Below are 18,288 nucleotides of genomic sequence, written 5' to 3'. Positions count from 1 at the left end.
CCGCCCTCCTGCTGTACGACATCCCGTCCCCCTGACACCCACCAGACTGGCGGGCCCCCTTCACCGTCCGGTCAGCGCAATGTCCCGCCCCTGCAACGGGAGACCGGACCGTCCGTCACACCTCGGGCCTCGCCGTGTGCCAGGGCTCGGCGCCGGTCCGCACCGTGGCGCCCACCTCCGCCGACTCCTCCACCGCCAGCGCGACCAGATGGTCCTGGCAGGCCTCCGCCAGCGGATAGGGCGCCGGGCCCTCGTCCCTGGCCCAGGCCCCGGTGGCGGTCATCATGGAGGCGATGGCGATCTCCTCGTCCATCAGCCGCGCCCCCAGGAAGGGGTTGCGGTAGAGAACGTCGCCCTCGAAGCTGATGTGCTCGGTGTCATGGCCGTCGAGGTTGAGGTCGTGGCCGAGCTGCGAACGCACCAGGGCCGACCGGACGATGGTGCGCTCCCCGGCCAGCCGCACCACGGTGTCGTCGGCCAGCTCGCCATGGCTGCCGCGGACCACGATCCGGCGGAGCCGCAGCTGGTTGTGCCACTGGTTGTCGGTGAAGTCGTACAGACCGGAGGCCCCGCCGCCGAAGTCCAGGGTGGCGATGGTGGTCGCCGCCTCCTTGGGGGTGTCGTCGCCGGTCCAGCCGTACCGGCCGATCGGGTCCACCAGCGGCGCACGGAAGCGGGACGCCGTCACGGCCACCGGGCCGCAGCCGACCCCCAGCAGACCGCGCATCATCGACACCGCGTGGTACATGTGCGTCGAGGAGACCTGCACACTGGTCGGCTGCCCGATCACTCCGCGCTCCACCAGCGCCCGGCGGGCGGCATGCCCGGGCATCAGCAGGTACTGCTCGGCGACCTGGACCAGGCCGCTGCTCCCCACCCGGTCCCAGAGCCTGCGCAGCCCGTCCGCGTCCGGCGCCGGCGGGGTCTCGCTGAGCACCCGGACCCCGGCCTCGGCCAGGGTGGCCACCACCTCGGGGTTGACCGGCCAGGGCACGCTGGTGATGACGAAGTCGGGGCGCTGCTTGGCCAGCAGCTCCTCCGGCGTGAGGTAGACCGGCACCTTCCAGCGGCGGCCGAGCTCCTCGGCCGTCTCCGGTCGCCGGACGACCGCTCCCACCAGGGTCAGCCGGTCGGGCAACAGGGCGGCCAGGCGGACGAAGAACTCCGCGCGCCACCCGCGGCCGACCACCGCGAACGTACTGGCCTTGGTCGTACTCAGAGCTGAGGTCATGGTGGATTATCACACCCCCGGTCGAGCCCCCATCAAGGCCCGGAGCAGCCCTTTCGTCCCTGGTCCGCGCCCCGCCGGGCCGCATCGCGGCGGCGGCGGCCGGTCAGGGGCGCGTACCGGAACCGATCAGCGCCACCGCCGGGAGCTCCACCAGTCCCCCCGGCACCGCGAACCCGGCCACCAGCCGGTCGTAGGCCTTCCGCACCAGCGCGGCCTCCTCCGCCTCCAGCCGCGAGATCACGGCGCCGGTCAGCGGCGTACCCGCGACCACATCCCGCCACCAGCGGTCCGGGTCGACCCGGTGCCGCCAGGCCTCCTCCACCACCAGCGCCCCGGCCGCGCCCGCCGCGGCCAGCAGTTCCCGGAAGGCCGCGGTACGGTCCTCGGCGTCCCGCAGGAACATCCCGCTCCCGGGCAGATCGGGCGGCACCGCCACCCCGGACGCGGCGACCGCCTCGCCGAAGACCGCCGTGGCACGCATGCGCTCCCGCTCCCAGCAGGACAGCGCCAGCCGCCCGCCGGGGCGCAGCACCCGCAGCAGTTCCGCGATCCCGGCCGCGGGATCGCCCAGGTGGTTCACCACGAAGTTGCCGGTCACAGCGTCAAAGGAGCCGTCGGGGAAGGGCAGGTCCGGCAGCACCCCCTTCTGGGCGTCCAGCGCCGGATGGGCCGCGGCGGCCAGACGCACCATCTCCGGGGAGGCATCCACCGCCGTCACCCGGGCGCCGCGGGCCAGCGCGGCCGCCGCGACCCGGCCGGGACCGCAGCCCACGTCCAGCACCCGCAGTCCGGCCCGTACCCCGGCCGCGTCCAGCAGCGGTTCGACGGTGTGGGCGGTCAGCAGGGCGAAGCCCGCCCCGTAGGCGTCGGCGCGCCCGGCCCATCCCGCCCGCTCGAACCCGTCGAACCTCGCCGCGTCCCACTCCGCCATACCGGCCGCTCCTTCCCTCGGTCCGGGCAGCCACCCTAGCCGGGGCCCGGCCGGGGCCGGACGGTGCGGGGACGGGCCGGGGGGCTCGGCGCCCCTCACGGAGGCGCAGGACGGTGACCACGGCACCTGAGCGCCGGGCGAGCCGGGAGATCAGCGCGTGCTCGAACCAGCGACGGTAGCCCTTCGAACCGGCTCGAGGATCGAGCGTCTGAATCCGCAGGCCCACTTCGGAACCGCACAGCACTGACGGTCAGTCAGTCATGCGTCTCGGCTTGCGAACTGTCTTACAAGCCGCTCACAGAGGCGCGAATGACAGATCCGGCAGGTACACAAAGCAGCACATCGCCGGACCTGACGGACTTCCCCGGTTCTCGACCTGCGGATTCCGGTCGCTCGCACGGCACTCCAGGGCTAGCCTTCCGCACGTTCGTTCACAGCTTTCACGTGTCACACACGCACGGCGTCATACGCCTTTTTCTCATTCCCGGGGGGACCTTGAGACGCGCCACCGCACTCTCCGCTGCGGTCTCTGCAGTGCTGACCGCCGCCCTGGTCAGTGGCCCGACGCTCGCCCACGCCGACGAGCCCGCGGCCTTTGCACCGCCCACGGCCGGAGAGACTCCGTCCGACCCGCCGTCGGAGACACCCGTCCCCGTCCGGCCCACCGTCCAGAGCGTGACCACGGCGGAAGGGGACGGCGGCCTGCTCCGGGTCGCCGCATCCTCCGACTCGGCCATCAGGAGCGTCACCGCCCAGGTCCACCGCTATGTCGAGTCCGATCCGTGGCTCGATCAGATCACCACCTTCACCCAACAGGAGGACGGTGTCTGGCAGTCGGGTCGCATCGTGCTGGAGAAAGAAACGGACTTCGGGTACGCGTACGGGACGTACGACGTAGACGTCACCGTGGTGGACAACGACGGCGACTCCACCAACGTGTACGTGCCCTCGGCCCTGGACTACCGGAAGCGCACCCGCGTGCTCTCCCACACGACCGACGCGCCCACGATCGTGAACTACCTGCACCACACGGTCTGGGTGAGAGGCAAGCTTGACGTCTTCGACCCGGCCACCGGCCTCTTCTCCGACAAGTTGGAGCTGAACTCCCTCTTCATCGGCGTCGCCGTCAACGGCTCCACCTACGCGGCAGAGGACATTCCCGACGGCACGTACGCGTTCCCGATCTGGTGGCCGCCCCTGGCCGCCGACGGTTCGGGCACCTCCGTCAGGATCGACTACGACGGAGACGGCGGCACCGGCGTCGTCGACCAGTTCACCATCCCGCCGGGCGAGATCTCCCCGTCCCGCATCCGGCTGGACCGCACCGCCGTCAGCCTCGCGGCCGGCGCCAAGGCCTCCGTCAGCGGTGTCGCCGAGTACTACTGCGAGGGCCTCTGGAGGCCGATTCCCTACGCCCAGGTCTCGCTCGACGGCACGGTCGTCAGGGCGGGCTCCGACGGCCGCTTCACCGCCACCTCCCCGCGGGCCGCGTACGACGACGGCATCCGGTCCGTCTCCTTGGACAGTTCCACTGACGGCTACGCGTACCTGAAGCCCACCAGGGCCTCGTTCCGGGTGGACGTGAACAACGCGGTCACGCTGGACCTGCGCAGCAGTTCCCTCGACCAGGACGCCGAACTGCACCTGAGCGGCACCATGTCCAGCAGCAACCACAGACCGCCCGCCGACCGCAGGGTGTACATCCAGAAGTCGGCCGACGGCAGGACCGGCTGGAAGACCGACGGCTGGTTCACCGCCGGCGGCAACGGCTCCTTCTCGGTGAACCGCTACGAGGCCGATCCAAAGGGCTACTGGCGGCTGTACTACCCGGGCAGCGCCGGCTACCGGCCCGCCTACAGCCGCACGGTGCACCACGCCCGCTACGACACCCGTGTGACCGGCTTCAACGCCTCCCCCGAGCCGGTCCGCAAGGGGCAGGCGATCACCGTCAGCGGCACCCTGCAGAAGCTGACCTCCAGCAGTTGGAGCTCCTTCGGCCAGCAGCACGTCCACTACCTCTTCCTGGCCAGGGGCAGCAAGAAGTACACATCCATGGGGTACGGCACCACCGACTCGCAGGGGCGCTTCAGCAAGCGGTTCACAGCCCGCCAGGACGGCTACTGGGTGGCCGTCTGGACCACGCCCGACAGCAGCCATGTCAACGCCTCCAGCGGCAAGGACTACGTCGACGTCCGCTGACGCACCGCAACAGGCGGCCCCGGCGCAGGGTCCTGCCCGGGGCCGCCGAGCCTCACCGGCCGCCGTTGCGGATGATCAGGCTCTCCCCGGACCGGTTCGGGCGCCATGACGCCAAGTGCCCGCTGTCCACCGGCCGTCGGGTGCCCATGAGAAACGCAGAGCGGCCCTCCGCGATCTTCGCGAAGGGCCGCCTTCAACCGTCTGCCGATCGTACGAGTGGGCCGCCAGGGGCTCGAACCCTGAACCTACGGATTAAAAGTCCGCAGCTCTGCCAATTGAGCTAGCGGCCCGAGGCGCCTCATTATGCCAGCCTGTGCCACTGCATGCCGCCAGATCACATCGGGGCAGGTCAGGGCAGCTGGGCAGGGAATCGGGCAGATCAGGCGGCTTCGGCGGCCACGGGAAAGGCCTCGGGCCCGCCCCTGGAAGAGGGGCGGGCCCGAGGCCTCGGTGTGCTGATTCCGTCAGAGGAGGTCAGCCGTTGCGCTTCCAGCGCGGCTTGCGGTCGCCGCCGAAGCCGCCGCCGTTGTCCCGGCGCTCGAAACCGCGGCTGCCGCCGTGGTCGCGGCTGCCACCGTGGTCGCGGGTGCCGCCGGAGCGGTGGTCGTCACGACGGGCGAACGGACGGCTGGTGCCGCGGTCACGGTCGCCGCCGTAGGGGCGGTCGAAGGAACGGGCCGGACGGTCCCCACCACGGTCACGGTTGAAGCCACCGCGGTCGTCACGACGCTCGAACGAACGACCACCACGGTCGTCACGGTCACGGTCGCCGCCGTAGGGGCGGTCGAAGGAACGGGCCGGACGGTCCCCACCACGGTCACGGTTGAAGCCACCGCGGTCGTCACGACGCTCGAACGAACGACCACCACGGTCGTCACGGTCCCGGTCGCCGCCGTAGGGGCGGTCGAAGGAACGGGCCGGACGGTCCCCACCACGGTCACGGTTGAAGCCACCGCGGTCGTCACGACGCTCGAACGAACGACCACCACGGTCGTCACGGTCCCGGTCACGGTTGAACGGACGGTCGCCACCACGGTCGCGGTTGAAGCCACCGCGGTCGTCACGACGCTCGAACGAACGACCACCACGGTCGTCACGGTCACGGTCGCGGTTGAACGGACGGTCCCCACCACGGTCGCGGTTGAACGCCGGGCGCTCGCTGCGCTGCTCCCGGTACGACGGACGGGAGCCGGTCCGGCTGTCGTCGTCCTGGGGCTCGGCGGCCTCCGCGGCGGGAGCCGGAGCCGCCTCGGCGGCGGCAGCGGGCTCGGTGGCGGAGTCGGCCTCCGCCGGCTCCTCCTCCAGGCCCAGCTCGGCGCGCTCACGCGCCACCCGGGCGGCCAGCCGGTCGGCGTCCTCCCGCAGCTCCGCTGCGCGGCGCTGCAGCTTCTCCAGGTGGCGGGTCATGTCCGCGACCTCGCGCTCGGCGGCCTTGGCAGCACCGGCCGCGCCCTCGGCCTGGACCTCGATCAGCGAGCGGGCCCCGGTGATCCGGGCCACATCGGCGTCGAAGGCGCCGCCCACGACGTGACGGGAGGCGTCCACGCCCGCGTCCTCCATCAGGCGGAAGACGCCGCGCCGCTGGTGCGGCAGCACCAGGGTGACCACGATGCCGGAGCGGCCGGCGCGCGCGGTGCGGCCGGAGCGGTGCAGGTAGTCCTTGTGGTCGCCGGCCGGGTCCACGTTGAGCACCAGGTCGATGCCGTCGACGTGGATGCCGCGGGCGGCGACGTCGGTGGCGACCAGGACGTTGACGTAACCGTCCTTGAAGTCGCCCAGCGTCCGGGTGCGGGCGCCCTGGGTCATACCGCCGTGCAGCGCGTCGGCGCGCACGCCGGACTCGCGCAGCTGCTCGGCCACGCGGTCGGCGCCCATCTGGGTGCGGACGAAGATGATGGTGCGGCCCTTGCGGGCGGCGATGGCGCTGGTGATCGGCGCCTTGTCCTTGGGCTTCACCACGAGGATGTGGTGGGTCATGGTGGTGACCGCGCCCGCCGACGGGTCGACCTCGTGGGTGACCGGGTTCTGCAGGTAGCGCTTGACCAGGGTGTCGATCTCGTTCTCGAGCGTGGCCGAGAAGAGCATCCGCTGACCGCCGGCCGGGACCAGGTCCAGGATCTCGGTGACCTCGGGCAGGAAGCCCATGTCGGCCATCTGGTCGGCCTCGTCGAGGACGGCGATCTGCACCTCGTCGAGGGTGGCGGCGCCCCGGTCGATCAGGTCGCGCAGTCGGCCCGGGGTGGCGACCAGGACGTCGACACCGCGCTCCAGCGCGTAGATCTGACGGGGCATCGAGGTACCGCCGCAGACCACCTTGAGGTTGAGGCCGAGCACCGAGCCGTAGGGCTCCAGCGCGTCGGAGACCTGCATGGCCAGCTCACGGGTGGGGACCAGGATCAGGCCACGGGGGCGCTTGGCCCGGGTGCGGCCCTCGGCGAGTCGGGTGAGCAGCGGCAGGCCGAAGCTCAGGGTCTTGCCGGAGCCGGTGCGACCGCGGCCCAGCACGTCCTTGCCGGCCAGCGCGTCCGGGATGGTCGCGGCCTGGATCGGGAACGGGGTGGTGACGCCGCGCTTTGCAAGGGCGCGGACGATGTCGTCGTGCAGACCGAGGTCGCCGAAGGTGACGGCGGTCTCCTCGGACTCCTCGGCTGCGGCCTCCTCGGCTGCAGCCTCCTCGACGGTGTCGAGGGAGTCGTCGAGCTCACGGAGGTCGTCGAGGTCGGGGGTGACGATGGCAGGGGCATCGGCGGCGGAACCGTTCGCGGGCATGGCGAAGCGGTCGTCGTCAACGAGAGACATGCAGAACCTTCCGGAAGTGGCACGCGCCTAAGTCCGCGGGTTCGCAAAGACCGCCTCGATGCAGTCAAGCCACGGATCGCCGGAACGCGCCAAGAGCGCCTGGAATGTGACCGGCGCCGGGCAGATGAAATCAAACGATCTACCACTATAGGCGCCACGAACGGCGGAGTGCAAATCGCCCCGTCGGAGCAGTCCGCGTACCACCGCCCACGGCGCCCGCCGCGGGATCGTTCTCCACCAACGGTAACGCGTCGCCGGGCATTCCGGGCGAGCCCGCCCTTCCTGTCCGCGCGACCCCACGGCGGCCCGCCCTCAGGGCTTGGGACTGCCCGCGGCCGGGGCGCTCGGCTCCCCGCTGGGCGTCGACGTCGGGGCCGCCGAACCGGACGGCACCCCGGTGGGCCCGGAGGCGGACCCGCTGGGCTGCGGACTGGGCTGCGGAGAGGCGCCCCCGGTCGCCCCCGCGCTGCCGCCGCCCGCTCCCGGGTGCCCGCCGGTGCCACCGCCTCCGCTGCCGGCAGTGGCCCCCGCACCGGCGGTGGCACCCGGACCGGCGCTGCCCCGGCCGCTGGGCGCCGGGTGCGCGGAGGCACTCCCTGCCGGCTTGGCCGGCGCACCCGGCGTCGGCGAGGGCCCGGCCGTGCCCGACGGGCCGGCGGAGACGTCCACCGCCCCCGGGCCCCTGGACCCGGCGGGAACCGGGCGCGTACCCCGCCCGGGTGCCGCACCGCCGCCCCATCCACCCTGGACCTGCTGCTCACCGGGGCCGGCCTGCCCACCGGACCGCGAGTCCTGCGAGGGGGGCGCACTGCTCACGTCCATGCAGCCACTCAGTGCCACGACCGCGAGCGCCCCGGCGGCGGCCGTCACAGCCACCCGTCGCAGCAGACGGCCCCGGCACCCGCCGGGGGGATGCGCCGCACCCGCCGACGCCGCCCCGGGCCCGGAAGTCACAGAACTGACCGCTCTCACAGCACACCTCTCGTACGCCCCGCCCCCGGCCGCCCGCCGCGCGCGGCCACTACGGGTGCCCAACGCGCGGCCGACCGGGAGGACACGGCCGCTGCGTCCGAGTGGGCGGCGGCTCCCGGGCCGCTCCCCTCGCGGTGGGGACGCGCTGCGGACCCGGCTGCGGCGGGCGCGCCTCGTCCGCCGCGGAGCTGTTCCGTCCACAGCCTGTGGACCGACAATGGCCCGGTGGAGATGACCCGAGACGAGTTCGAGGCCCTGGTCGGCGACGCCCTCGACCGCATCCCCGCCGAGCTGGCGCAGCTGATGGACAACGTCGCCGTCTTCGTCGAGGACGAGCCCGCCCCCGGGGACCCGGAGCTGCTGGGGCTCTACGAGGGGACCCCGCTCACCGAGCGGGGCGAGTGGTACGCCGGGGTGCTGCCCGACCGCATCACCGTCTACATGGGACCCACCCTGCGGATGTGCGAGACCCGCGAGCAGGTGGTGGACGAGGTCCGCACCACCGTCGTCCACGAGGTCGGCCACCACTTCGGTATCGCCGACGAGCGCCTCCACCAGCTCGGCTGGGGATAGGACCTGTCGGCCCCTCAGCCGCCCGGTGCGGTTCTTCCGGACGGCCCGTATGCCGGACGTACCCTCCGGGCATGCTCCCCACCATGGCCGCAGACCTACGCAACCGCACGCGCGCCATGTTCCGCGGAGCGCGCCCGGCCCGAAGGACCCACCGTCCCCCGGGACGGCGACGACTGCCCAGACCGCCCGCGGGACTCCGGCAGGCCGCCCTGCTGGCGCTGGTGGCCCTGGCCGGCGGCTGGCTCGGCCTGATGGCGATCGGCAGCGCCCCCGCCCGGGTCGGCCCCATGGACACCCGGATGTCCCTCCACCCCGACCTGCACGGCGGCAGCCGGGTGGACGTCGCCCCGCTGGGCTCCCTGGAACTGGACACCCATCGTGCACCGCTGCGGCTGGACGTCGACGTACGGCGGCTCAACCCCGACGCCGCCCGGGCCATCGCCAAGGACCCCACCCGCCTCGCCGGACTGCAGAACGACGTGGTCACCGGGGTCCAGCACGGCATGCTCGACCTGGGCCTGCGCGCCACCGCCGCGGTCGCCGTCGGCGCCTGCGCGACCGGCCTGGTGGTCTACCGCCGCCCCGGCCGGGCACTGGCCGCAGCCGGCACCTCGCTCGGACTGCTGGCCGCGACCTTCGGCGGGGCTGCCCTCAGCTGGAACCCCAAGTCAGTGCTGGAACCGCACTTCACCGGCCTGCTGTCCGGTGCGCCGCAGGTCGTCGGCAACGCCCGATCCATCGTCAGCGACTTCGACGTGTACCGCCAGGAGCTGGCCAAGCTGGTCACCAACGTCACCCGGCTCTACGACACCGCGACCACCCTCCCCGCCTACAACCCGGACCCCGGCACCGTACGGGTGCTGCACGTCTCGGACATCCACCTCAACCCGACCGCCTGGGACCTGATCCGCTCGGTGGTCGCCGACTACAAGATCGACGCGGTCGTCGACACCGGCGACCTGATGGACCACGGCAGCGTCGCCGAGAACGCCTTCACCGACGACATCCCGTCCCTCGGCGCCCCCTATGTCTACGTCCGCGGCAACCACGACTCGGCGGCCAGCCAGGCCGCGGTCGCGAAGCAGAAGCACGCCGTGGTGCTGGACCAGGGCCGCACCGTCACCGTCGCCGGGCTGCGGATCGCCGGCTGGGGGGATCCGCAGTTCACCCCGGACCGCTCGGTGCAGGTCGGCGGTGAGGACGCCGAACGGGCGATGGGCCAGGCCTTCGCCTCCAGGATCACCGCGACCCGGCCGCCCCCGGACATCGCCGCCGTCCATGAGCCCACCGCCGCGGTGCAGCTGGACGGCACGGTCCCCCTGGTGCTCGCCGGCCACACCCATGTCCGCGCCACCCGGATGCTGGACCACGGCACCCGGCTCTTCGTCCAGGGCTCCACCGGCGGCTCGGGGCTGCGCGCCCTGGAGAGCAATCCGCCGACCCCGGTCGCCCTCTCCGTCCTCTACTTCGACCGGGTGACCCACCGGCTGCAGGCCTGGGACGACATCACCCTCGGCGGCCTGGGCCGCACCACAGCCCAGATCGACCGCCATCTGGCCGACGAATCCCTGACCACACCGCCCACCCCGGCCCCGGCGACGACTCCGCAGGTGAGCCCCCGGGTGAGCCCTCGGGTGAGCCTTGCGCCCCCGCCCTGACCACCGGCCGCCGACAGGCCGCAAACCGTTTTGGCGTTCCCGCCCGGCATCCCATATGCTTCTCGACGTCCCCGACGACCGCAAGGAAGCCGGACGGGCCATAAAGCCCTCATCGTCTAGTGGCCCAGGACGCCGCCCTTTCAAGGCGGTAGCACGGGTTCGAATCCCGTTGGGGGCACCGCAGTACCCACGCGCAGAGCCCATCTGCGTCACGAGGTCCCGTGGAGCAGTTGGTTAGCTCGCCACCCTGTCAAGGTGGAGGTCGCGGGTTCAAGTCCCGTCGGGATCGCTCATCCCCTACCCTGGGGATGCAGCAAAGCAGTACGGCCAGGTAGCTCAGTTGGTACGAGCGTCCGCCTGAAAAGCGGAAGGTCGCCGGTTCGACCCCGGCCCTGGCCACAAGCGCCTGAATAGGCAGATCAGCCCCGGAGAGATCACTCCCCGGGGCTGTTTTCATGCCTGGTGCACCAACCCGTACGCCAATGGATCAGGCGAGCCGGTCGCTGAGCGAGCCGAGGGCCTTCCGCTGCTCATCCAGCGAGGCGTGGGCGTAGACCTTCATGGTCACCCCGATGTCGCTGTGACCGGCGATCTGCCGCACGATGTGCGGCGGCACCCCGAGGTCCAGCAGCAGGGTGACGCAGGTGTGCCGGAGATCGTGGAACCGGAGGGTGAGGCCGAGCCGGTCCCGGAGCGGGTACCAGCTCCTCCGGAGGTTGTCCGGCTCGATCGCCGTGCCAACGCGGCCCGTCCACCGGCGGATGATTGGCCGGACCCTGGTCACCCGGGCCGCGTCCTGGCTGCTCGCCGCGGGCTGGACCACCTGGAGTCGAAAGTCGCTCGGGGGCTTCTCGACCAGGCACCGGGCCGTCGCGACGCGATACGACAGACTTGCTGTCCGCTACGAAGCGACATTGCTGGTCGCCGCCAGAAACGAATGGCTGTGACCGGCACGCGACCAGGTCTCAGGCCCACACCGCCCTGACCACGGCGTGGCCTGCTGCAGCCGCCCGCCCATAAAACGCTTGGAGGCCCCTGTGATGATCGAGGAACTCCTGTCTGACCTGCGCCTCGTCCCGGCCGGCCCAGACGAGCTTGGCGCCGGCGACGTTCCACAGCTCGTCGAACGAGACACGCGCGAGGAAGCCTGCTGCCTGTGACACCCCAGGCGGCTCCAGAATCCCCAGGGGCGGGTTGGAGGGGTCAGCATCGGCGCTGTGCGCCACTGGCCGCCCGCCGTAAATCGGCAGCTCCCAAGAGTCGTCGGCATCCGCATTGAGGGCATCGGCGCCGGCATGGAGGTCGTTGACGGAGCCCCAGACCTTGTCGATCGACACGGCGATGCCCGCTGCGTACTCGTCGGGGTGGTTCTCCCAAGCCTCCCACATGAACGCTGCAAGCCAGGTGTGGTCGTCCCGGATCTCGGATTCCGCGACGGCGCGCAGGTGCATGTGGATGCTCACGGCGACGAGTCCTCCCAGTTCCGCGGCCCACCTGTCGGGCCGAACGGAGAGAACCTACTCGACGACACTGACGGCACGATGCCCGTCAACGCCGCGATGCCCGGCTCTGCCAGGACACCCTCCCTGGGCAAACGAAGGGGTCTTCCCTCATCAAGGCACCTTTCAGCAGTGCTCCTGCACGTGGCTGACGCAGCGAGCGACGTCGCATCAGGGTCGTTGCGGTCAGCCAGGGGCCTACGTGGCAGTCGGGTTATTGGCGAGGTCGAGCGTGGGTGTCCTTGCCGGGGTGGGGCCGCCCCACCCCGGGGAGGTCACTTGACGATCTCCTGGACGGCCATCATGCCGGCGTCCTCGTGATTGAGGATGTGGCAGTGGAACACCGTCTTTCCGGTGAAGTCGGTGGGGCGGAGACGGACCACGATGGTGCCGTTGGCGGGAACGCTGACGGTGTCCTGCCGACCGTAGAAGTGTTGAGGTCGGCCGTTGATACTCATCAACTGGAAGTGGTTGGTGTGGACGTGGAAGGAGTGCTCCTCGCCGGTGTCGTTGCGCACCGTCCACTCCTCGACGGTGTTGAGCTTCGACCTGATGTCCACCCGTTTCGGGTCGAACTGCTTGCCGTTGATGAAGTACTTGGTCCCGGCCGTGTTCTCGGAGAACACGATCGTGCGGTGGACATCGACCGGGACGTCGGCCAGGTCCTCCTCCGGCGGGGCGAAGGTCGAAGGAAGTGCCACCGCCGGGACCGGCGTGCCCGCGGAGACCACCGCAGCCAGGTTCACTTGGGGAAACTGGTTCCCCGCCGGCCCTGTGTTGTACGGGAGCGTTTCCAGAACCGTTCGGCCGGCCGGGCCGCCGGTGACCAGGACATCGAAGCGTGCGGCGGCGGCCAGCAGTAGCGTGTCGGCGGTGTAGGGGTGGTCGACCGGGAACCCGTCCTGGCCGATCACCCGGAACTGCTGTCCGCGCAGCCGGAGCCGGTAGTAGATGTTGGCGCTGATGTTGGCCAGCCGCCACAGCTGGGTCTCGCCGGGCCGGATCCTGATGGTCGGGTTGAGCTGACCGTTCACCGTGCGGTTGGTGGGGGCGCTGATGTGCAGGTCCTTGGTCTTGATCGAGTCGCCCTGGACCTGGAAGTCCTTGAGCCCGATGACGTGCTCGGTGATGTTCTTCAGGGCGGGCGGCAGGTACTGCCGCTGTCCGTCCACGATGATGATCCCCGCCATCCCGCCGGCGACCTGGGGAGCGGAGATCGGATCCGCGTGCGAGTGGTACCAGTAGGTGCCTGGCTTGAGGTTCTTGGTGAACCGGAAGGAGTAGTGATAGGTGCGACCGGCGGGGATCTTGATCAGGACATTGTCCGCGTGAGGGGCCGGTGACACATGCAGCCCGTGCCAGTGCAGGTTGGTGTAGGGCTGCACCTTGTTCACAAGATCGGCCTCCACCTGGTCGCCCGGGCGTACCCGCAGCGTGGGCGGCATATACCGGCCGTTGTAGGTGAGTGCCCACAACATGCGGCCGGCCACGTTCACCTTTCGCCGCTCAACGACGATCCGGGTCCGCAGCACACCGTTGCGACTCACCACCTCGGGAGGATCCTGCAATAGCGCCCCCTGCGGAGACGTCTGCGCGGGAAGGCCCTTTGCGGCGGCGGGGACAGAGAGATGATCGGCACTGCAGCCAGACAAAGCGGTGGCCGACACGAGTATCAGAAGACCGCCGAGGCGGGCCGGAGTCGGTTGGGGCGGCATCAGGCTGTCTCCAGACATGCGCCGGACTGGTCGTTGCCCTGATCATTGGATCCCGGCCGGGCGCTCACCGCATCCGGGGGCGGCTGATCAGGCCGGGGACCGGCCGCGTGCACAGACCCGTACCTCCGCCTACCGCCCAGCCCTCCCCCCGCATTCCGGAAGGCCCACACGGACCACCACGTCCCTCACTCCCACGCAGGAGAAGGCGCAAAAGCGCGCCGGCGGCCGGCCTCGCGGAGTACGCCAACGCTGCCGCTGCCACCCGGATGCGGGCACGTCACGATCGGGTCCCAGCCCCACATCCGGCCGTGTGGGCTGCGGAGGTCGACGAACCACCAGATCGCGCACCCGAGGGTGACCAGCGGCATGACGTGGGGAGGGTCGATGGCCTGCTCTTCGGGCCCATTCGGCCCTCGAAGGCAGATGTCGGCGAGGGACTCCTCGTCGCTGTACCAGGGACCTCCGGTGTCGACGAGCGCCACGACCTCACCGTCGACGCCGAAACCTCCGTTTGCGACCTCGCAGTAGATCCTGCGGAGCAGCGTCGGCATGGGATGCCCGAGACAAGCCTCAAGCTCGTCGGCTGCCTCGGCAGGCGCAGGCGGCGGAAGCTCGTTGGCCTGAGCGAACTCGCGGATCCTGGCGATGATCTCGTCGTCCGTCCACTTCACGGGGTGCGTCACGGCGAGCACGGTAGAGGGCACCACTGACAGCACGCCGCGCCGCCGTCCCGGTGTCAGATGCGGTGCACCGTGTGGAGCTTTGTGGCGTAGGTGCCCGTGCCGTCCAGCAGGGAGGCGCCGCCGAGGTCGCTCATGGTGGGGCCGTTGACGGTCTTGCGGCTGGAGAGGAAGCGGCGTTCGCCGGCGGCGTCCACGCCCAGATGGATGCCCACGTGGTCGATGGTGAGCGTGGGGTTGTCGTCGCCGGAGTCGGCGTTGAACAGCACCAGGTCGCCCGGCTGGAGCAGCGCCGCGGCGGGCGGGTTGGTGCCGTCGGTCCGGTCGATCCGCACCCCGGGCGCGTGGTCGACCATGTCCCTGGACTGGCGGGGGATCCGCAGCCCCGAGGTGTCCTGGCCCGCGGCCAGCGGCACTCCCATGTGGTAGCCGAACACCATCCGTGTGAAGCCCGAGCAGTCGAGGTTGCCGACCTGCTTGCTCGACGGCCCGGTGTGGATGCCGTCGTCGAAGGTCCAGCCGATGCCCATGTACTCGTGGAAGTCGGCGCCCTCGTAGCGGTAGCCCTGGGGGTCCAGGTAGCCGTATCCCGCCCGGCCCAGCACCTGCCTGCCCTGGGCCGGCCCGGAGCCGGCGGTCACGGCCGGTGCGCCGCCGAGGAACATCGCCGCATGGGCGAGCACGTCCGGCGCGGTGGAACCGGCCCAGCCGCGGACGGTCTGCTCCACCTCGCCGGTCCAGGTGCCGTCGAAGGGCTGGGGCAGCACCCGTACCCAGTCGCCGTGGGTGACGCTCGGCGGGACGTCCCAGTTGGCGGCGTCCACCTCGAAGCGGCTGACGGTCAGCCGGACCGGCAGGTTGGTGCAGCCGCTGTTGGCCAGGGCGCGCAGGCCCACCCGGCCCTTGGTGAAGGTGGAGTCGGTGACGTCGACGGCCCAGGTGGACGGTTCCGCGGAGCCCGAGGGCCACGCCCTGGTCCTGATGCGGGGGCCCTCGCGGCGTACCCGGATGGTCCAGTCGGTGCCTGCCGGCACCCCGGTGGCGAGGGTCTGGGCCGGCGCCAGCTGGGTGACGGTGTCGGCGACCTCCTTCTCGACGCGCAGTTCGACCGCGCCCGTGGTGAGGAAGGAGAGCCGGGCGCGGTAGTTGTTGTGGGTGTCCTGGTAGCCGAAGGACAGTGCGTAGGAGCACGCCTGGCCGGTGGGCACCTTGTCGAACCGGGCCACGGAGCGCACGTCGACGTCGGTGATCCCGTCGTCGCGCAGGGTGGCGTGGCGGCTGGCGTAGTCGGTGGTCAGGGTGATGACGCCGGCGCCCGGCACCACCGAGAAGTCGGTGTCGGCGGGGCCGAGCGTGGACCAGCTGCCGCCGCCCGGGGAGGCACCCCAGTACTCACGGCTCCCGGCCGGCAGCGACAGGTCCGGCAGAGTGCGCTGGAAGTCGTCCACGAAGGGCCGCTTGTTCTCGGTGAACGTACGCTGCGGTCCCGGCAGGACGACGCTCCGCGCACCGTGGGTCAGCAGGGCGACGCGGACGCCTCCGGAGGTGACCTCGGTACGGGCCGGGGTGCCCGGCAGCACGGTCACGGTGAGCGGAGTGCTGAGGGTCACCGGGGTGAAGTAGGAGGCGTCCAGCGGGGACAGCGTCACCGAGGAGAGGAACGGCGCCTGGCCGTTGGAGGGCGCGAGGGGCTCCACGGGCGCGGGCGTCGTGGCCGCGTCGGTGGCGCGCGCTGTGGTGCTGACCAGACCACTGAGCGGGACGGAGGCCGCGAGGGCGGCCAGCAGGGTGCGCCGGGAAGCATGAACCATGTGCACATCATGCTGTATGCCTTTTGTGCCGCCCGCTCGGCCTTCCCATCCCAAGTCCTTCTCCCGGCAGGGAAGATGATGGTTCATGGGAACTGTGATCACACTGCGGCGATACCCGGTGAAGTCCATGCTCGGGGAGGACCTGACCAGCGTGGCGGTCACCGGGCGCGGACTGCGGGGCGACCGGGTGGCGGCTGTGCTCGACGGTGAGGGCGCGGTCGGCAGCGCCAAACACCCCCGCAAGTGGGGCCCGCTGCTCGGCTGCCGCGGCGGCCTCACCGGCGGCGGCACCGTCACGGTCGAGCTGCCGGACGGCACCCGTCTGCCCGCCGGTGATCCCGGCCTTGACGTACGCCTCTCCCGGCTGCTGGGCCGTCCGGTGGTCCTGTCCGACACCCCGCCGGAGGAGGGCGGCACCCTGGAGCGGGCCGTGCCCGAGTACGAAGGCGGAGTACCGGACGCCCTGCGGGGCACCGCGGCCGTCGACGCGACCGGGGTGGCCGTCACCTCCGGCCGGGTCGCGCCCGGGACCTTCCTCGACTTCGGGACCGTCCACCTCGTCACGACCTCCGCCCTGGCGCGGCTGCGGTCCGCCCACCCCGCGGGGGATTTCGACCCGCGCCGCTTCCGCCCCAACCTGGTCGTCGACACCCCCGGCGAGCCGGGGTTCCCCGAGGACGCCTGGATCGGCGCCCGGCTGCGCATCGGTGAGGCCCTGTTCCGGGCCGTACTGCCCACCCCGCGGTGCGTGGTCCCAACCCTCGGCCACGACGAGCTGCCGGCCGACCCCGGCATCATGCGCGCGGTCGCCCGGGAGCACCGGATACCCGTCCTCGACCTCGGCCGTCTGTCGTGCGTCGGCGTCTACCTGGAGGTCCTGGAACCCGGCACGGTCCGCGTGGGCGACCGGTGCGAGACCGTCCGGCCGGAATGACGACGCCCCGCCCACCCGTCGTCCGACGGGTGGGCGGGGCGGTCGGCGGTGGGTGTCAGCCGGCGGGGTCCGCCGCCGGCCGGGTGCCGGGGACGGCGCCGTAGCCGAGCTGGCTCGGCATGTCACCGTCGGTGCCGTAGACCTGCACCTGGTAGTAGGAGGTGGTCCCGGCCGGTGCGGCGGTGTCCAGGTAGGTCGTCGCGGTGCCGGGGAGGGTCGAGGTCAGCTCGTCCCACACCTGGGTGTCGGGGTTCCAGCGCTGGATCGCGACCGACGTGGGCGCCGGGCACCAGTCGCTCTGGCAGGACCACTTCCAGGAGAGCTGCACCCCGGCCGTGGAACCGCTCGCGGACAGCTTCATGGAGGCGCCGTAGCCGCTGTCGCCCATCCACGGGATCACCGCCGCCGGGGAGCGCACCCCGTCGGCGTCCACCGCCACCACTGCGTAGTAGGTGTTGGAGAAGATGTCGGGCGCTGCGGTGTCGGTCACCGTGGTGCCCGTCACCGGGGTGTCCTGGACCCGGACGCCGGGGTGGGCGTCGTCGCTCCAGTACCGGTAGACCAGGTAGCCGGTGGCCCCGGCGGCCGGCTGCCAGGACAGCACCGCGTTGACACCGTCCTGAGCGGCCGTCACACCCGTGGGGCGGTCGGGACGCACGGTGCCCTCGGGGTACGGGCGCACCGCGCAGGTGTCCTCGGAGAAGTCGGAGCGGTTCCCCGCCGCGTCGACGGCCACCGTGCGGTAGCAGGAGGGGACTCCGGCCGGTGCGCCGGTGTCGGTCCAGCCGGGGGACTCGGTGTCGCCGACCTTGCCGTAGTCGGAATCCGTCTCGGTGCGGCGCCAGATCTCATAGGCGGCCGCGTCACTGTCGTTGGCGGACCAGCTCAGGACGATGCCGTCGGCGTTGCCCGTCAGGGTCGGCACCTCCGGCGCCTGCGGCGGGGTGGTGTCGGGGGCCGGCACGTCGACCCAGATCTGGTCGCTGAGACCGCCCTGGGGGCTGCTCACCAGCAGGCAGTAACGGGCCGAGCGCCACGGGCTGGTGTCCAGGTAGGAGGTGGTCGCCGACGAGAAGGTGGCGGTGTTGGGGTCGCACTGGCCGCCGTAGGTCGTGCGCTCCAGGTAGTAGCGGTAGACCTGGTCCGCGGGGACGGGGTTCCACTGCAGCAGGATGCCGCCGTCGGTGCGGGTGGCGGTCAGGCCGGTGGGCGTGGGGGGCTTGGGCGGCGGCGGGAGCTGCCGCTTCAGCTGCACCACGGTGCCGGAGGAGCGGTTGCCCGTGAAG

11 protein-coding genes, 4 tRNA genes and 2 pseudogenes are annotated in these 18,288 nt (G+C 71.6%); 7 read left to right on the top strand and 10 right to left on the bottom strand.

The annotated features are described in order from the left end of the window. Positions 1-115 precede the first annotated feature (115 nt). Together AOK09_RS08475 and AOK09_RS08470 are read right to left on the bottom strand one after the other, a co-directional pair. Complete coding sequence (locus AOK09_RS08475) at positions 116-1,231, bottom strand: Gfo/Idh/MocA family protein (protein WP_055586501.1); 1,116 nt, start codon at positions 1,229-1,231, stop codon at positions 116-118. A gap of 103 nt (positions 1,232-1,334) precedes the next feature. Continuing rightward, entirely contained in the window at positions 1,335-2,162 is an 828-nt protein-coding gene (locus tag AOK09_RS08470; RefSeq protein ID WP_055586500.1) for a class I SAM-dependent methyltransferase, read from the bottom strand. 675 nt (positions 2,163-2,837) lie between these two features. Between AOK09_RS08470 and AOK09_RS08465 the strand changes: the two genes are divergently transcribed. Beyond that, the gene (locus AOK09_RS08465; protein ID WP_157875834.1) at positions 2,838-4,361 is read left to right on the top strand and encodes a hypothetical protein; all 1,524 of its coding nucleotides are present in this window, start codon (positions 2,838-2,840) and stop codon (positions 4,359-4,361) included. A 217-nt stretch (positions 4,362-4,578) separates the two neighbouring features. On the opposite strand, the gene AOK09_RS08460 is transcribed toward AOK09_RS08465, so the two are convergent. Both AOK09_RS08460 and AOK09_RS08455 read right to left on the bottom strand, forming a co-directional pair. Then, positions 4,579-4,651: transfer RNA gene (locus AOK09_RS08460), tRNA-Lys, on the bottom strand. Between the two features lie 184 nt (positions 4,652-4,835). Beyond that, the gene (locus AOK09_RS08455) at positions 4,836-7,160 is read right to left on the bottom strand and encodes a DEAD/DEAH box helicase (protein WP_055586498.1); all 2,325 of its coding nucleotides are present in this window, start codon (positions 7,158-7,160) and stop codon (positions 4,836-4,838) included. A 1,203-nt stretch (positions 7,161-8,363) separates the two neighbouring features. Here AOK09_RS08455 and AOK09_RS08450 point away from each other — a divergent pair. The 5 genes from AOK09_RS08450 to AOK09_RS08430 all read left to right on the top strand — a co-directional run bounded on the left by AOK09_RS08450 (position 8,364) and on the right by AOK09_RS08430 (position 10,762). Next, the gene (locus AOK09_RS08450) at positions 8,364-8,705 is read left to right on the top strand and encodes a metallopeptidase family protein (RefSeq protein WP_055586497.1); all 342 of its coding nucleotides are present in this window, start codon (positions 8,364-8,366) and stop codon (positions 8,703-8,705) included. 83 nt (positions 8,706-8,788) lie between these two features. Then, positions 8,789-10,363 carry a metallophosphoesterase family protein gene (locus tag AOK09_RS08445; RefSeq protein WP_055586502.1) on the top strand — a complete coding sequence of 525 codons (1,575 nt, stop codon included), beginning with the start codon at positions 8,789-8,791 and terminating at the stop codon, positions 10,361-10,363. A gap of 105 nt (positions 10,364-10,468) precedes the next feature. Then, positions 10,469-10,541: transfer RNA gene (locus AOK09_RS08440), tRNA-Glu, on the top strand. A gap of 37 nt (positions 10,542-10,578) precedes the next feature. Further along, a tRNA-Asp gene (locus AOK09_RS08435) sits at positions 10,579-10,652 on the top strand. A 36-nt stretch (positions 10,653-10,688) separates the two neighbouring features. Beyond that, a tRNA-Phe gene (locus AOK09_RS08430) sits at positions 10,689-10,762 on the top strand. Positions 10,763-10,850: 88 nt separating this feature from the next. On the opposite strand, the pseudogene AOK09_RS08425 reads toward AOK09_RS08430, so the two are convergent. From AOK09_RS08425 to AOK09_RS08405, 5 genes and pseudogenes are all read right to left on the bottom strand, one after another. Next, a pseudogene (locus AOK09_RS08425) lies at positions 10,851-11,117 on the bottom strand (tyrosine-type recombinase/integrase); the annotation flags it as partial. A gap of 211 nt (positions 11,118-11,328) precedes the next feature. Next, positions 11,329-11,826 carry a DUF1877 family protein gene (locus AOK09_RS08420; RefSeq protein WP_055586495.1) on the bottom strand — a complete coding sequence of 166 codons (498 nt, stop codon included), beginning with the start codon at positions 11,824-11,826 and terminating at the stop codon, positions 11,329-11,331. A 311-nt stretch (positions 11,827-12,137) separates the two neighbouring features. Continuing rightward, positions 12,138-13,412: a multicopper oxidase family protein gene (locus AOK09_RS08415; RefSeq protein ID WP_245687184.1), complete on the bottom strand. Its 1,275-nt coding sequence runs from the start codon at positions 13,410-13,412 to the stop codon at positions 12,138-12,140. Between the two features lie 350 nt (positions 13,413-13,762). Then, positions 13,763-14,260, bottom strand: coding sequence for a hypothetical protein (locus AOK09_RS08410; protein WP_157875833.1), 498 nt, complete (start codon positions 14,258-14,260; stop codon positions 13,763-13,765). Positions 14,261-14,313: 53 nt separating this feature from the next. Beyond that, positions 14,314-16,068 carry an NlpC/P60 family protein gene (locus tag AOK09_RS08405; RefSeq protein ID WP_055586492.1) on the bottom strand — a complete coding sequence of 585 codons (1,755 nt, stop codon included), beginning with the start codon at positions 16,066-16,068 and terminating at the stop codon, positions 14,314-14,316. 85 nt (positions 16,069-16,153) lie between these two features. Here AOK09_RS08405 and AOK09_RS08400 point away from each other — a divergent pair, with 85 nt between their 5' ends. Next, positions 16,154-17,002, top strand: coding sequence for an MOSC domain-containing protein (locus AOK09_RS08400; protein WP_055586491.1), 849 nt, complete (start codon positions 16,154-16,156; stop codon positions 17,000-17,002). A gap of 55 nt (positions 17,003-17,057) precedes the next feature. Here the strand turns inward: AOK09_RS08400 and AOK09_RS08395 are convergent. Next, positions 17,058-18,288 (bottom strand): annotated as a pseudogene (locus AOK09_RS08395) (hypothetical protein); the annotation flags it as partial.

The organism is Peterkaempfera griseoplana, from assembly GCF_001418575.1.
GTDB classification, from domain to species: Bacteria; Actinomycetota; Actinomycetes; order Streptomycetales; family Streptomycetaceae; genus Peterkaempfera; species Peterkaempfera griseoplana.
The sequence above is the reverse complement of the archived record's forward strand: the minus strand, read 5'-3'. Positions and strand labels throughout refer to the sequence as shown.